The following is a 14,555-nucleotide window of genomic DNA, read 5'->3' as shown; positions in this document are numbered from 1 at the left end:
CCTCAAACTTCCCTTACAGCCTCTTCGACCAGTATTCCATGTTGCAGTGTAAGCACAACTTGCATCTGCTCCGCGACCTCTGCTTCATGTGTCACAATGACAAAGGTTGTATTCATATCCCGGTTAAGCTGCTGCAAAATCGCAATAATCTCTTCCTCCGTCTCGGTATCCAGATTCCCGGTAGGCTCATCTGCAAAGATAACCGAGGGTTCGGTAATAAGCGAACGTGCAATACTGACACGTTGTTGTTGGCCACCCGACAACTGGGACGGGAACAAGTTTGCTTTTTCACCCAGTCCCACTTGTTCCAGCAACTTCAATGCTTTTGCTTTGCGTTTCGAAGGGCTTATCCCCATAAACACCAAGGGTAATTCTACATTTTCCCGGATCGTAAGATTGGACAGCAGTTCATAGGATTGAAAAATAAACCCGATATGACTGCGCCTGAACTCAGCCAGGCGATTTTCACTGAAACGTACAATATCTTGTCCCGCAATGAGAATCTTGCCCTGATCCGGTTTCATCAGCCCCGCCATCAGATTCAGCAGTGTGGATTTACCCGAACCAGAACTGCCCAGCAGGGCTACCATCTTGCCTTCTCCAATCGTCAGGTTGATATCCTGAAGCACCGGCACGGTTCCCTGGCCATTGCGGAACGAGTGGGATAATTGTTCAACTTGAAGCATTACTGCATGTCTTCCTTTCTACTTGCTAAATATGTACAGAGGTTGTTCAAAAAGATTCGCGTAGCACATTCCCTTTTCATTATAGGGTGGAGATGTATCCGGGCTGGCCGGAGTTGTATCCAACTTGTAACATGTCATAACAAAAAGACCTTGTCCGCAGAGCAGCTATCGCTCCATCAGACCAAGGTCTTATATTCGTATACCTTCCGCAGCTTACCAGGCTCTGAAACTAAAGCGGTACATTTCACTTTTATCCACTGAGCTGCTTACAGCAAATAATTCATCGTCATTCCATTTCAGACTGATGAAGTTATCAATATTGCGATAGATCACCGTATCCGACGAAATTTTGCTGTCATTCAGGTAGGCAACATGCAACTCATTCTTCTGATTCTGACTGTCCATCGGGAAAAAGTAAGCTATTCGGGATTCATCTGCATCCAGATCGAAGCTCCAGATCGAACCTTGTAATAACAGATCATACTGCTCCTCTGCTGCATGATACCGATACAGGCCCTGTACCTTATTCATCGTTCCCTGGATGAGCATGTCACCATTTTTCAGCAACTTGTACTGTTGAATGTCTTCCATTGCAGCATACGCCTTCACTTCATGCTCATCCTCAAGTGATACACGATAGATGGAATACTTGTCTTTCAGCATCACCAGTATATAAAACTGCTCGTGATCCCCACTGACCTGCAACACATCCATAACGATAAACGTATCATTCGAACCTTTCCCTTGTCTTGGTCCTGTGAACATGCTCATCAGCTCTTCATACGTGTAGATGACATGACTCTTCCCCTGGCTCAGATCAACTTGTTTAAATGACAGATCATCCTGACCGATGTAGGAGTCGTTCCCTACAAACACTCGATAATACGAGTTGTCGTACGGAAGTTTGCGACGTTCCCCGCTCTGTATCATATACTCATACGTTGTCTTCTGCGTCTGACCTGCCCGATACTGGGAGTATATGATTTTTTTGTGATCCGGACTGATCGTTACACCGTAATCCGTATTAGCCGCAATGTTCTTCACTTCCTTATCATCCAGATGCAGGAGAGACAGCTTGAGCCCTGAATAGGAAAATTCCGGTTGATTAAATATAATCGTATTCCGGTCTAACACTTCAAAATCAAAGATCGCAAAGTCATTTGGAATCTTGGTAGCCGACTCGATCTGAATCGTACTGCTAGGTGGTGGTGCCAGACGGCTGTTGAACTGCTCACTTGGCAAAATCACCGTTCTTGGTTTGAGATTTCCGAGACTGAACAGGCTCCCAATCCCAAAAATTCCGCTGACAAATGCGATCAACAACCCTGACAGCATCAATCTGTCGCGGTTTTTACGCCAAAATCCAGGATGTCTCATGCGTTCATTTCCCCCGGAAGACTGATATTCACTTGTGTCCCTTCCCGCATGATGCTCTTCATCTCCACTGTTCCTCCATGACGCTCAACGATGTTCTTCACAATAGACAAGCCCAGTCCGGCGCTGCCCTTCTCGGCTCTGTTGATTCCTTTATCCTGGTAAAAGGGTTCAAATACATGCTGGAGCGCTTCAGCTCCGATTCCTTCCCCCTGATCACGGATCACAATAGCAATAGAATCACCTAACCGGAAGGACTGTACTTCGATAATGGAGTTCACATCACTGTACTTGACCGAATTATCCAGGATGTTGAGGAAGACCTCCTTCAACTTATCCCGATCTCCCTGTAAATACTGATGTTCCTCCAACTCATAGTGAATGCCTATATTGTACTTGCTCGCCTTAATCGACATGTCCTCGCAAGCTTCACGAATAATATCTGATATATCGATACGTTCGAACCGGTATGCCTGAATGACCGCAGAAGAGACCGACACCTCCAGAATATCCGCAACCATCGTGTTAAGACGCTGGCTTTCCTTGATGATATAATTCATGCCTTTGTCGAAAAAGTCCTGGTCGGTAAATCCGTTATCCCGTAAAATCTGGGCGTATCCCAGAATCGTCGTTAAGGGCGTCTTCAATTCATGCGTCACATTATCAAAAAAAACTTTGCTTCGGGCCTGTACTTGCTTCACTTCGTCCCGCTCTCGCTCAATCACATCAATCTGCTCCCGTACCCGATCAATCATGACGGTGAAGCTTGAAGCCAATTCACCGATTTCATCCTTGGTTGTAATCTGAATGTCCGCATTCAAACTTCCATGGGCCACTTCCGCAGAACGTTTCGTCAGTACACGGATGGGTTGTGTAATTTTCCGGGAAATAAAGATGGATGCGATAAATACAAATACAAAAATAACCGCTGCAAACAGCTTGATCGTATTCTGGAACCGGAGATTGCGTTTGTACAAGTCGGTGTAATCCTTCTCCAACTGCACAATTCCAATCAATTGTTGATCCATCTGAAGCGGGAAGGACAGACTGGAGGTGACCCGACCTTTATCCACAACTGTGGTATAAGCGATCCGGGATTGTATGGCTTCCTCCACATCAGGATGATCAGAGCGCTTAGCAACGTTAACCTTGCTACCAGCAGATCCGTAGGGCGAAGCATCGGGACGGTATACCGTAATCTCCCCACCAACGGCTGATCCAATCTGCTCCGCGAGCTCGCGACTTCCTGCTTCGAGCGAGTCTCTGCTCATGCGTTTATTATGAATCAAGAAGTACTGATTCAGCGCGATATCCAGATTTCTTTTGGATTGCACCATATCCTCATGCACTTCCCGGTACATATTCTCCTGGGCTACCTTATTGGACAGAATCAGCAGGACGGAGAATCCGATAAATACAATGACCGAGAATAGCACCACCATTTTAAACTGGATCGTCCACTTCATGTCTGTACCTGAATATTCAGCTTGTACCCCACACCGAATACCGTTTCAATCATCGAAATGCCTTGCACACCACTATCCAGTTTCTTGCGAATCCGTTGCACATGAATGTCCACTGTTCGGGTATCCCCTGCAAAATCAAATCCCCATACCTTATCCAGCAGTTCAGAACGTGTATGAACCTTACGATGATGGGTCACGAGAAATAACAACAGATCATATTCTTTATTCGTGAGTCCTGCCCGTTCCCCGTCTTTCCACACTTCCCGTTCATCCTTGCGGATCTCAATATGCTTGCCTAGCCTTACCACCTCATAGGACTGATTCTCCAGTGTCTCGCTGATCAGATCAATCCGTCGAAAAATCGCCCGAATGCGCGCAACCACCTCACGGATATCAAAAGGCTTCGTGATATAATCATCCGCCCCAAGCTCCATGCCAAGCACCTTGTCCAGCATGTCCGACTTGGCGGTAATCATGATGACGGGTATCTTGGAATTCACGGATAGTTGCCTGCACACATCAAAACCACTCATGTCTGGAAGCATCAGATCCAGCAGTATCAGATCCGGCTTCGAATCCCGAAGCAGATCCAGGCCCTCTTTTCCCGTAGCTGCTTCCTTGATCTCAAATCCTTCCTTACGTAACGAATAGGACAAAATATCGCGAATGGACTCCTCGTCCTCAATAATTAAAATCTCTTTTTGTCTCATGATACTTTCGTAATCTCCCTGCTCTATGAATTTCCTCCATCTGCCTTTATTTTGTATCCCAAGCCGTATGCTTGAATAGAGGGAAGCACGAAATGTTACAACTCCGATACAACTCTGAACCTTTTGGAAACAACCTCCCGATATACTTGAATCATAAGAGACTTATACCAGACCGGACCCAAGCCTGATCTGTATCCAAGGGGGATTCACATCATATGAACAGCACACAAATTAATGATGCTTATGTCAACTATAAATCAGAAATCACAAGGTATCTATCCCATATCGTCAAACAACCGCAAGATGCAGAAGATCTGGCACAGGATTGTTTCATTCGACTAATGAACGTTACCGTGGATATCCCTGAAGATCGCATTCTCTATTATCTCAAACGCATTGCCCGTAACCTGGCGATGGACAGCTTCCGCAGGCGGACCCGTACACTCAGACGAGACAGTCGTCTAGAGGTGCCTACCCATCACGTCGATACATCCCACCTTGAAATTAGCGAGGGTGTTCATGATCTTGTCTCCCATATTAACAACACCGAACATCGTAAAATATTAGAACTTCGGCTCATCCATGGATACTCCATTAAGGAAACAGCAGAGCTGGTGAACCGTAGTGAAGGTATGATTAAATCCTCTGTCTTCCATGCCGTCAATCGAATTCGGGCCAAAGTCATCTCATAAGAGATGGCTTTTTATTTGCGTAAAATCAATATACACGCAGAAATGAATGGATTATGACGGGACCGAAATACCTATGGATATGTCAAAAGACCCAATTTTACAAATATCGAGTTAATTTTTACAAATTGTTATGACTATGTGAGATTTTCATGTGGTAGAATATGGACGAACTCATGAATCAACTAATATTTGGGAGGGATTTGGTTGGGTAAATTAACAGGTATGCGAGGAGTATTTTTAAAATCACTCCTGGCATTGTCCATGGCTTTGCCGCTTCAGATCGGATTATGGAACGGAGATGCATCGGTTCATGCGGAAGGACCGACAGACCCGGCACCGTTCATCCAGGCAAAGGTTGTGAACCAAAATGCAGGTAAAAAAGTATTGTTCGACAACTCTCACGGCCAAACGGCTGGAGCTGCAGACTGGGTCATTGATGGAGGTTTCTCCGACTTCGGGAATGCACTCGCGAATGATGGTTATTATGTCAAAGAACTTCGCAAGACAACTCCATTTACCTATGATGATCTGAAAGAGTATAACGTATTCGTTATTGCAGAGCCTCAAATTCCTTTCAAAACATCCGAACAAGCAGCACTCAAACAATATGTTGAAACGGGTGGCAGCATCTTCTTTGTTGGAGATCACTATAATGCCGACCGTAACAAAAACCGATGGGATGGCTCTGAAGTCATCAACGGCTATCGTCGGGGAGCATTCGAAGATCCGGCCAAAGGCATGAGCACAGATGAGCGTAATTCTGAAGCGATGCAAAATATAACCAGTTCGGACTGGTTGTCCGATAACTTCGGCGTACGATTCCGCTATAACGCACTTGGCGATATCAATGCCAATATCGTTGTACCGGCAGATCAAGCATTCGGCATCACAGAAGGGGTGTCGGGTGTAGCCATGCACGCAGGTTCAACACTCGCAATCACTGATCCGGAAAAGGCAAAAGGTATTGTTTACTTGCCAAAAACCAACGCAAAATGGAATAACGCGGTAGACCAAGGTGTCTACAACGGTGGCGGGATCGAAGAAGGTCCTTATGTGGCTGTATCCAAGCTGGGTGCAGGTAAAGCTGCCTTCATCGGTGACTCCTCTCCAGTAGAAGATGCATCGCCAAAATACTTGCGTGAAGAGACAGGCACACGCAAAACGACTTATGATGGTTTTAAAGAAGCTGATGATGCCGTGTTGCTCGTGAACACCGTGAACTGGCTTGCTACACAAGAGAACTACACAAGCCTAACTCAAGTAAACGGACTTGAATTGGACACAGCTACAGCGCTGTTGCCATTCGAAGAGCCGGCTGCTTCCACAGAGCCACAGGCTGAACCTTGGGCCGCACCTGCTGCAGGTTACAAGTGGTATGATCATTCCACGTTCAAGGCTGGTTCTTACGGTGGACCTGCATCCAGCGCGAACGCTGCTTACAGCTTCGTGAAACAGGATACACTTCCGAACGCAGAAGACTTCCAGATTCGTGTCGTTGTGGAGAACATGGCTCCAAACACAACCGTATCCGGTTATAGTGCCGGCATCTATCTGACTGGCGGAACACAGGTAGCCATGATCCAGAATGAAAGTGGTACTTGGCCGACTTCGTACGGCTATAGCTCCACATTCAGTGTAACCTCGGACAGCCAAGGTCGCGGGATCAAAGACCTGAACGTCCGCATCAAACCGGGTACAACTGGCGCTGCCAGCTTGCGTCTGCGTCTGAATGGCAGCAACCTGATCACCAATGCCGTGACCGTTGGCAATGTGCCAGCAGAACAGCTTCCGGAAGAAGAAGGACCGATTCCAGCGGCTATCACAGTTGCTGAAGCACGCACCAAAGCTGTTGGCACTACCGTAACTATTGAAGGTGTTGTGACGACAGAGCCGGGTGCATTTGGTGGACAAGCCTTCTATCTTCAAGATGAAACTGCCGGAATCTACGTATTCCAGCATACTAGCGGCTTCCATGCTGGTGACAAGGTGAAAGTAACAGCAGCAACAACCATCTATAACAGCGAGTTCGAGCTTACCGATATCGTTGCAATTGAGAAAACAGGTACGGCTTCCGTACCTGCTCCAATCGAGGTTACTGCAATTACAGATGCGAACCAAGGTCAACTGGTTCAATTGAAAAATGTAACGATCGAGAATATCATCAGTGCTACACCAGTTGGATCTTTTGAATTCGACGCGGTAGCAGCAGATGGAACAAGCACACATATCCGTGTAGATACCCGTACAGGTGTGACGGAGACTTCCTTCCCTTATGCTGCTGGGGACAAAATTGATATCACAGGCGTTTCCGCTATTTTCAAAGATGTATATCAATTGAAACCTAGAAGCTTGAATGATTTTGTACCTGCTGAAGAGCAAGGTGGCGGCGAAGTGCCTTCCACTCCAGCTGCAGGAGCACCGGGTAAACCGGTGCTTTCTTCTGATAATGGATATACCACTGGCCTGTTCGAAGGTTCGTATAACGTAAGCATGAACCTCTGGTGGGGCGAAAACGGTTCTGAGTATAAACTGTATGAGAACGGCGTTCTGATCGATACACAGAAGTTGACTGCGGCTTCACCATCGGCTCAGTCCTCCAAAACAGCTATTACAGGTAAAGCAAACGGCACGTATACCTACGTAGCCGAGTTGGCCAATGACAAAGGCACAACACGCAGTGACGTGCTGACGGTACAAGTAACCAATGCTGCTCCAGGCAAAGCTACGTTGTCCCAAAACAACTGGGATGGTGACGGCAACTATAACGTATCCATGAACCTCTGGTGGGGTACAAACGCAACCGAATACCGTCTCTATGAGAATGATGTGTTGATTGATACACAAGCGTTGAAAGCCGCTACACCTGCTTCTCAAAGTGCGGTTACGGAATTGTCCGGTCGCGCTAACGGAACGTACACGTACCGTGCTGAGCTGATCAACGCCGCAGGCGTAACCAGCACAGAGACGATTACGGTTCAAGTGACCAAAGCGTTGCCTTTGGCTAGCTAAGTCATAGTAACGAAGTAACGTCTAACCAAGCAACCAAAAAACCGAAACCAACATTGCCTGATTCACAGGGCAATATGGTTTCGGTTTTTTTAGGTTCATTTCAAACGTTCAGGCTCATATCCATTTCTAACAAATCGAATGCTGTTCCATATCGCAGAACAAGCGGCCACGGCGATGATACTGATGACAAAAATTAAGTTCATCTGTGTAAACGTATAACTGCTTCCCGTGAAAATGATCAGGATTGCACTGAGCCCAATATTTTCTCTGTTATGTTTTTTAAACTTCTGAAAGATCATTCTGTACAGTAATAGGAGTACCATAAACCCAATCCATATATATTGAAATAATTCCATAGGTCACCTTCCTTTAAAAAACTCATTTCTTGTATGGATATCTAAGAGGAGTATTAATTAATATCCTTAATTCCCTTTATATAGAAACCTATTAATCTTACATGTATTTGGAAAATAATTCAATCATTGTAATGCATATTCTTTGAACATTCTTATTCCTCGACGGTTAGCTGAGCAACAAGAATGCACCGTCTTTTTTTTTGCAGACAAAAAAAAGACTATCCCCTGCCAATATTCTGGCACCGAATAGCCCTCTCTTCTTCCTCTATCAACTTATCTTAATTTTCATCTAATATATTCGTAGCTCCACATTAACTCTATACCAACTTCTTACGAATATACCCCGAGATCAAGTCGATGATCGTGATCATCACGATAATACCCAACAGGATTATACCTACTCGCGGCCAGTTCCGGGTGCTGAGTGCAAAGATCAGCGGTGTACCAATTCCCCCTGCTCCGATTACACCCAGTATGGTCGCGGAACGTACATTAATCTCAAAACGATACAACGTATAATTCAGGAATCCAGGCATAACCTGTGGCAGGATGGCAAACCACAACTGCTGCATACGATTGGCTCCGGAGGCGAGCAGCGCCTCAGATGGACCATAGTCGATATTTTCAACTTCATCTGCGTACAACTTGCCTAACATGCCTATAGAGTGCAATCCAAGGGCGAGTACCCCTGCAAACGATCCGGGACCTACTGCCTTGATGAACAACAAGGCCATGATAATCTCGGGGAACGTACGGATGAAACTGAGTACCATTTTACCTGCACCCGAGATGGAACGATGCCCACTCATGTTACGGGCTGACCAGAATGCAAACGGGATACAGAGTACTGCCGAGATTACGGTACCTAATACCGAGATAGCCAACGTATCCAGAAGGCCTCGCAGCAAGTCTTCTCCCTCAGGCAGATATACAAAATCCCAATCCGGTGAGAAAATCCCGGCTACAATGGCCTTCATAATCTGAGCAGCGGTTTCCTTGAAACCAGTAAACGGTACACCAGCAAGCGCCCAGACATACACAAGGATCAGCAGTAATACAATAACCCAGCGTAGCGGGTTCTTCCGTGGTTTAGGCCGGATGCGGCTTGTTTCATTTTTCATCATAGCAATTTCTCCCGCAGCTTAGTACTTACATAATCAATGACCAGAACAATGACAAGGGTAAACAGAATGATTACGCTGGTTTTGTCATACTCCAGGAATCCAAGTGTTGCCTCATAGTAGAGTCCAATTCCTCCGGCTCCCACCAGTCCCAGAATGGCAGCGGCACGTATATTAATTTCGAAGGCATACAGCACATAGGATGTGAACTGGGCAGCCAGTTGCGGCACCACGCCATATACAATGAGCTGAATCCGGTTCATACCCACAGCCGTCATCGCTTCCAGCGGCCCCTGATCAATGGTTTCCAGTGTCTCATACGTCAGCTTCGCGATCAGACCTATCGAGAACACAGCCAGTGCCAAGATTCCGGGGATGGGCCCCAAACCAAATACAGCAACGAACAAAGCAGCAAGCAACAGATCTGGCACGGTCCGAATCAGGTTCAGCAGAAAGCGCGCCGGATAGTAGATCCAGCGACTTGGCATCAGGTTACCGGCACAGATGATCGAGACCGGAATCGCAATAATCGCACCAATGGTTGTCCCAATCAGGGCCATTCGGATCGTTTCCAGCATGCCTTGCACAATATTATCAAAGTAACTCCACCGGGGTGGGAACATCTCCTTCAGCAGATCCAGCATATTGGGGAAACCTTCAAACAACTCCGTGAAGCTGGCATCCGTCTGCTTGGCACTGGCCCATAGAAGGAGCAGAATGATCACTAAGGTGAGCAGATGTTTCGTACACCCAGGCGGTTTCGGACGATTCACAACCTGAGCCGGGCTGGAACCAGGTTCCTTCCCCACTCCGCCTGAATTCTGAAATGGAACGTTGGACTGCCCCTTCATACCACAACTTCTCCCTGCTCATGCACAGCCTGTTTGTCCAACAATTCGTCAGCCAGAATCGGTCTGCCGTATATTTCTGCAAAGCGCTCATCCGTTGCCTCTTCCACCGGACCGTCGAATACGACCTCGCCTGCTCTCAATCCGACAATACGGGTCGCATACTCTCTCGCCAGATCAATAAAGTGAAGGTTGACGATCGTGGTAATCCCTAGGTCTTGATTGATGCGTTTCAGGTCATCCATGACCTGCTTCGTTGTAAGCGGGTCGAGTGAAGCAACCGGTTCGTCGGCCAGAATAATTTTTGCTTCCTGTGCCAGTACACGGGCAATAGCCACACGCTGTTGCTGTCCACCAGACAGCTGATCTGCACGGGAATAGGCTTTCTCCGAAATATTCACACGATCCAGCGCAGTGAATGCCAGTTCAATATCCTCTTTTGGAAAACGTCCCAGAATGGTACGCATGGTGGAATGATATCCAACACGTCCAGCGAGTACATTACGAAGTACACTGGACCGTTTCACCAGATTGAAACTCTGGAAGATCATGCCGATGTCACGTCTGATCATACGTAGCCGTTTGCCTTGCGCCTTTGTGATGGAACTTCCGTTAATCAGAATCTCGCCCTCACTAATGTCGTGCAGTCGATTAATGGATCGCAGGAGAGTTGATTTACCCGCACCCGACAGACCCACTACAGCAATGAATTCCCCCTGCTCAAATTTCAGATTAATATTATCCAGGCCTTTGGTGCCGTTAGCGTAAGTTTTGGTAACGTTATGAAGCTCAATCATGACAATATCCTTCTTTCATTCATAATGATCAACCATACCTAAGTGCTTGCTATAATGGCACAAGCCAGCGCAGCGTAGATCACGCTGAACTGGCCTGTCCATTGCTACGATTTAGCTGTTCCCATCCAAGAACGCGACTACAAAGTGAACAGATCCCGAACTACTTTTGGATCAGATTTATTCACCTTTCACTTTTTCGCCATACTGACGAACGATCTCAAACTTGCTATCATCGGACTCTACATAACCTTCATGCGTATAGATTTCTTTGATGATCTGGTGACCTTCCGTATCTTTACCGATATCGATGAAGGCTTGTTTGATCTTCGCAGTCCAATCTGCATTCATGTCTGTACGAACGGCAATGGTATCGTTAGGAATAGGCTCAGTGAACGCCAGTACACGTGTATCTTCAAATACAGTCGGATAGTCTTTGGCTACCGTGTTGCGGGCATCTTGGAAAATCGCTGCTGCATCAACGTCACCGTTCAATACAGCGATGACACCTTGGTCATGACCTTTCAACGTTACAGGTGTTACATCTTTCAATGGATCAATCCCTCTGTCGAGCAACAGACCTGCTGGCCATACATAACCTGCGGAAGACGTTACGTTTTGGTAAGCCACTTTTTTACCTTTAAGGTCTTCGATGGATTGAATCGGTGAGTCTTTTTTCACGATAAACATGGATTTATATGAATCTGCCAGTTGCTCTGTTGGAGCACCTGTCTCATCATTTACACCAAAACGTTGTGCTTGCAAAATAACTTGTGCAGCGCCTTTTTCTTTCGCCAGTACATAAGCTGTCGGAGGCAAGAAACCTACGTCTACTTTGTTGGAAGCCATTGCTTCAATAATTGTGTTGTAGTCGGTGGATACGCTGACTTTTACCGGAATGCCCAGTTTGTCACCAAGCAACTTCTCAAGCGGTTTCGCTTTGGCTTCAAGCGTGTCTGCATTCTGGGAAGGAACGAATTGAACCGTCAGTTCAGTTGGCACATAACCTTCGACAGGTTTCTCTGTCTCTGCCGTCGACGTACCGGATGCATTGGGACTCGCATTATCTCCGTTAGCCGAACCAGTTGTACTACTAGACCCACAAGCACTCAGAAACATAACCAAAATCAACAATGGTAAAAATAAAGCAGACTTCTTCAAACGAACACCCTCCAAAGAGTTTCTATTTTTCAGTACTTATCTACTATAGTTGCCAAATATTAGCGCGATGTGAAACGGAATTTGGAGTTTTGTAAAGTTTCCTGTCAGGCTGTCAGCGGGACTTGTATCTGTTAGAATAGGCTCATTATGGTTGAAGATATAGGAAGAACATCGGAGATAACGGCATAACCTTCGGTTCTTCAGCCTATTCATTCTTCTCCGTTTTATGGCAATTCCATATATCTGAACTTATATATTAGAGGAGATTGTAAAATGACATCCATAAACCATACGGCAAGCTTCGACATTCTGTTCACCAGTGATCTGCACGGGGCCATCCGCCCCATTCATTACAATACCAACGCCTACCGCCCGGCTGGACTTGCCCTGCTGGCTTCCCTGATTCGTAAGGAACGTGAACGTGCACCTGAATTGATGCTGGTGGATAACGGGGATCTGCTGCAAGGATCACCCTTGGCCTCTTATGCAGCTTCGAAAGGAACTGCTGAGGGTCACCATCCTTTTATTACAGTACTGAATGAACTCGGTTATGATGCTGCGGTGATGGGAAATCACGAGTTTAACTATGGTCAGAATCTGTTGCGTGGAGCAGTTGAAGCTTCCAATTTCCCTTGGCTGTCTGCCAATATTGTAAAAAATGAGCATCCAGACGTACCTGCCTTCGGTCCTCCGTATCTAATCAAAACATTGTCTACGGGTGTCAAAATTGCCCTGTTGGGCGCAACTACGCATTACATTCCAAACTGGGAGCATCCAAAAAATATTGAGGGGTTACAGTTCCTTGATGCCTTGGAGACTATCCGTGCATGGGTTAACTATATACGCGAGCATGAACAACCAGATGTAATGGTTGTCAGTTATCACGGCGGATTTGAGAGTGATCTGGAGACAGGCGAGCCCACCGAACGGTTAATTGGAGAAAATCAAGGTTATTCCATCTGCCGGGACATCGAAGGCATCGATGTGTTGCTTACCGGACACCAGCATCGTCAGCTTACCGCTAATATTCATGGTGTAACCGTCATTCAGCCAGGCTTCAGTGGAAATGGTGCGGGGCATGTCTCCGTTCAGTTGGAACAATCATCGGGCGGGAAATGGCAGATTACAGATAAGAAGGCTCGGTTGTTAATTTTGGATGAACATCATGAGGTTGAACCTGATGCAACCGTCATGAAACTGACAGATGAGCTGGAAACTGAGGCACAAGCCTGGCTTGATCAACCCATTGGCGAGGTGGCTGGGGATTTATCCATCACCAATGCTACGGCCCTGCGACTCAAGGCACATCCATTCATTGCTTTTGTACATCAAGTGCAGATGGAAGCGACCGGAGCGCAGCTCTCCAATACCGCCATGCTGAGTGAAGAAGCTCGCGGTTTCGGGAGTCACATCACCGTTCGAGACGTGTTATCCAACTTCATCTATCCTAATACTCTGACGGTGCTGAAGCTGAGTGGTCAGGATATCCGGGAGGCACTGGAACAAACGGCTCGTTACTTTGAAGTGAATGCTTCTGGCGAGGTGGCAGTCAATCCGGCTTATATGGAACCCAAACCCCAACATTATAATTACGATATGTGGGCTGGCATGGAATATGAGCTGGACATCTCCCAACCTGTAGGCAGTCGAGTTGTGAAATTGGAACGTGAAGGCAAGCCAATGGATATGGATGGCATGTACTCTGTGGTGATGAACAGCTACCGCGCTGCTGGCGGCGGGGATTATGCGATGTATCCAGGAAAAAAGGTACTGCACGAAGGTGCCACGGACATGGCCGCACTGGTGGAGGATTACATCCGCAGACACCAGCCGTTAAAAGTGGAGCAGGCGGATAACTGGAAAGTTATTGGAAGTTAAATGAGAAAGAGCGGGTCCTGTGATCAGGATCTGCTCTTTTGTTTTCAACCTATTGCTTACTTGTTCTTATTGAACTATCCTGTCCCGTCTCGTTATCCGACATATTGAAGAATTAACTGATATAAGGCTATGGAAAATCCTAGAATACTTGCTTTCATTTTAGATGGATGATTTCTTTCGCTGCGAATCAAATAAAAGAAAATCACTATAAATCCTAAAGGAATCCATAGCTCAAAGACACCTTTTGTTGTACTTTGAGAATAAATTGGAGTAATGAACGTACTAATCAAAAAATAAAAGAAAACCGTAAAACGTCTTGTTTCTAATTGCTTGCTCCACCTTACTAAAAAGAAAATAATAATGATTGCGATAATCGTAATGTATACAGGGGGTAGAAGAATAGCACCATTTCCAAATCTGAATTCCATTCCGCATTGCCCTCCTCTCTTCTAAGGCATCA

Annotated in this window: 13 protein-coding genes; 3 read left to right on the top strand and 10 right to left on the bottom strand. The window is 46.3% G+C overall.

Translation table 11 applies throughout. The annotated features are described in order from the left end of the window. Positions 1-2: 2 nt before the first annotated feature. The 4 genes from MHB85_RS05220 to MHB85_RS05205 all read right to left on the bottom strand — a co-directional run bounded on the left by MHB85_RS05220 (position 3) and on the right by MHB85_RS05205 (position 4,236). Positions 3-686: an ABC transporter ATP-binding protein gene (locus tag MHB85_RS05220; RefSeq protein ID WP_091015773.1), complete on the bottom strand. Its 684-nt coding sequence runs from the start codon at positions 684-686 to the stop codon at positions 3-5. A gap of 213 nt (positions 687-899) precedes the next feature. After that, the gene (locus MHB85_RS05215; RefSeq protein ID WP_341072562.1) at positions 900-2,063 is read right to left on the bottom strand and encodes a hypothetical protein; all 1,164 of its coding nucleotides are present in this window, start codon (positions 2,061-2,063) and stop codon (positions 900-902) included. Next, a complete protein-coding gene (locus MHB85_RS05210) occupies positions 2,060-3,526 on the bottom strand; it encodes a sensor histidine kinase (protein ID WP_091015776.1) in 1,467 nt (488 codons plus the stop codon). Before MHB85_RS05210 ends, MHB85_RS05215 begins: the two co-directional genes overlap by 4 nt. Then, entirely contained in the window at positions 3,523-4,236 is a 714-nt protein-coding gene (locus MHB85_RS05205; protein WP_036606313.1) for a response regulator transcription factor, read from the bottom strand. The genes MHB85_RS05210 and MHB85_RS05205 overlap by 4 nt, the downstream gene beginning before the upstream one ends. A gap of 215 nt (positions 4,237-4,451) precedes the next feature. Here MHB85_RS05205 and MHB85_RS05200 point away from each other — a divergent pair, with 215 nt between their 5' ends. Together MHB85_RS05200 and MHB85_RS05195 are read left to right on the top strand one after the other, a co-directional pair. Next, entirely contained in the window at positions 4,452-4,928 is a 477-nt protein-coding gene (locus MHB85_RS05200) for an RNA polymerase sigma factor (RefSeq protein ID WP_076253376.1), read from the top strand. A 222-nt stretch (positions 4,929-5,150) separates the two neighbouring features. Beyond that, positions 5,151-7,937, top strand: a complete 2,787-nt coding sequence (locus MHB85_RS05195; RefSeq protein WP_445739050.1) for a DUF5689 domain-containing protein — start codon at positions 5,151-5,153, stop codon at positions 7,935-7,937. Positions 7,938-8,032: 95 nt separating this feature from the next. Here MHB85_RS05195 and MHB85_RS05190 read toward each other — a convergent pair whose 3' ends face one another. The 5 genes from MHB85_RS05190 to MHB85_RS05170 all read right to left on the bottom strand — a co-directional run bounded on the left by MHB85_RS05190 (position 8,033) and on the right by MHB85_RS05170 (position 12,232). After that, complete coding sequence (locus MHB85_RS05190) at positions 8,033-8,293, bottom strand: hypothetical protein (RefSeq protein ID WP_210109651.1); 261 nt, start codon at positions 8,291-8,293, stop codon at positions 8,033-8,035. A gap of 317 nt (positions 8,294-8,610) precedes the next feature. Then, positions 8,611-9,417, bottom strand: coding sequence for a phosphonate ABC transporter, permease protein PhnE (gene phnE, locus MHB85_RS05185; protein ID WP_017690380.1), 807 nt, complete (start codon positions 9,415-9,417; stop codon positions 8,611-8,613). Beyond that, entirely contained in the window at positions 9,414-10,265 is an 852-nt protein-coding gene (gene phnE / locus MHB85_RS05180) for a phosphonate ABC transporter, permease protein PhnE (RefSeq protein WP_341072561.1), read from the bottom strand. The genes phnE (MHB85_RS05185) and phnE (MHB85_RS05180) overlap by 4 nt, the downstream gene beginning before the upstream one ends. Continuing rightward, positions 10,262-11,059 (bottom strand): phosphonate ABC transporter ATP-binding protein, encoded by a 798-nt coding sequence (gene phnC, locus MHB85_RS05175; protein WP_062837418.1) that lies wholly within the window; start codon positions 11,057-11,059, stop codon positions 10,262-10,264. The genes phnE (MHB85_RS05180) and phnC overlap by 4 nt, the downstream gene beginning before the upstream one ends. 177 nt (positions 11,060-11,236) lie before the next feature. After that, positions 11,237-12,232 carry a phosphate/phosphite/phosphonate ABC transporter substrate-binding protein gene (locus tag MHB85_RS05170; RefSeq protein ID WP_373419829.1) on the bottom strand — a complete coding sequence of 332 codons (996 nt, stop codon included), beginning with the start codon at positions 12,230-12,232 and terminating at the stop codon, positions 11,237-11,239. A 258-nt stretch (positions 12,233-12,490) separates the two neighbouring features. Here MHB85_RS05170 and MHB85_RS05165 point away from each other — a divergent pair, with 258 nt between their 5' ends. Continuing rightward, a complete protein-coding gene (locus MHB85_RS05165; RefSeq protein ID WP_341072559.1) occupies positions 12,491-14,095 on the top strand; it encodes a bifunctional metallophosphatase/5'-nucleotidase in 1,605 nt (534 codons plus the stop codon). 92 nt (positions 14,096-14,187) lie between these two features. Here the strand turns inward: MHB85_RS05165 and MHB85_RS05160 are convergent, their stop codons facing one another. Then, entirely contained in the window at positions 14,188-14,523 is a 336-nt protein-coding gene (locus tag MHB85_RS05160; RefSeq protein ID WP_341072558.1) for a hypothetical protein, read from the bottom strand. Positions 14,524-14,555: the final 32 nt, after the last annotated feature.

Source organism: Paenibacillus sp. FSL K6-4396, from assembly GCF_038002525.1.
Classification (GTDB): Bacteria; Bacillota; Bacilli; order Paenibacillales; family Paenibacillaceae; genus Paenibacillus; species Paenibacillus amylolyticus_B.
Note: the sequence above shows the minus strand (reverse complement) of the source record. Positions and strands in the feature narration are given on the sequence as shown.

Coding starts and splice junctions, on each gene's coding strand:
- MHB85_RS05160 (WP_341072558.1), bottom strand. CDS start 14,523: ATGGAATTCAGATTTGGAAATGGTGCTATTCTTCTACCCCCTGTATAC.
- MHB85_RS05165 (WP_341072559.1), top strand. CDS start 12,491: ATGACATCCATAAACCATACGGCAAGCTTCGACATTCTGTTCACCAGT.
- MHB85_RS05200 (WP_076253376.1), top strand. CDS start 4,452: ATGAACAGCACACAAATTAATGATGCTTATGTCAACTATAAATCAGAA.
- MHB85_RS05220 (WP_091015773.1), bottom strand. CDS start 686: ATGCTTCAAGTTGAACAATTATCCCACTCGTTCCGCAATGGCCAGGGA.
- phnC (WP_062837418.1), bottom strand. CDS start 11,059: ATGATTGAGCTTCATAACGTTACCAAAACTTACGCTAACGGCACCAAA.
- phnE (WP_341072561.1), bottom strand. CDS start 10,265: ATGAAGGGGCAGTCCAACGTTCCATTTCAGAATTCAGGCGGAGTGGGG.
- MHB85_RS05215 (WP_341072562.1), bottom strand. CDS start 2,063: ATGAGACATCCTGGATTTTGGCGTAAAAACCGCGACAGATTGATGCTG.
- MHB85_RS05190 (WP_210109651.1), bottom strand. CDS start 8,293: ATGGAATTATTTCAATATATATGGATTGGGTTTATGGTACTCCTATTA.
- MHB85_RS05195 (WP_445739050.1), top strand. CDS start 5,151: ATGCGAGGAGTATTTTTAAAATCACTCCTGGCATTGTCCATGGCTTTG.
- MHB85_RS05205 (WP_036606313.1), bottom strand. CDS start 4,236: ATGAGACAAAAAGAGATTTTAATTATTGAGGACGAGGAGTCCATTCGC.
- phnE (WP_017690380.1), bottom strand. CDS start 9,417: ATGATGAAAAATGAAACAAGCCGCATCCGGCCTAAACCACGGAAGAAC.
- MHB85_RS05210 (WP_091015776.1), bottom strand. CDS start 3,526: ATGAAGTGGACGATCCAGTTTAAAATGGTGGTGCTATTCTCGGTCATT.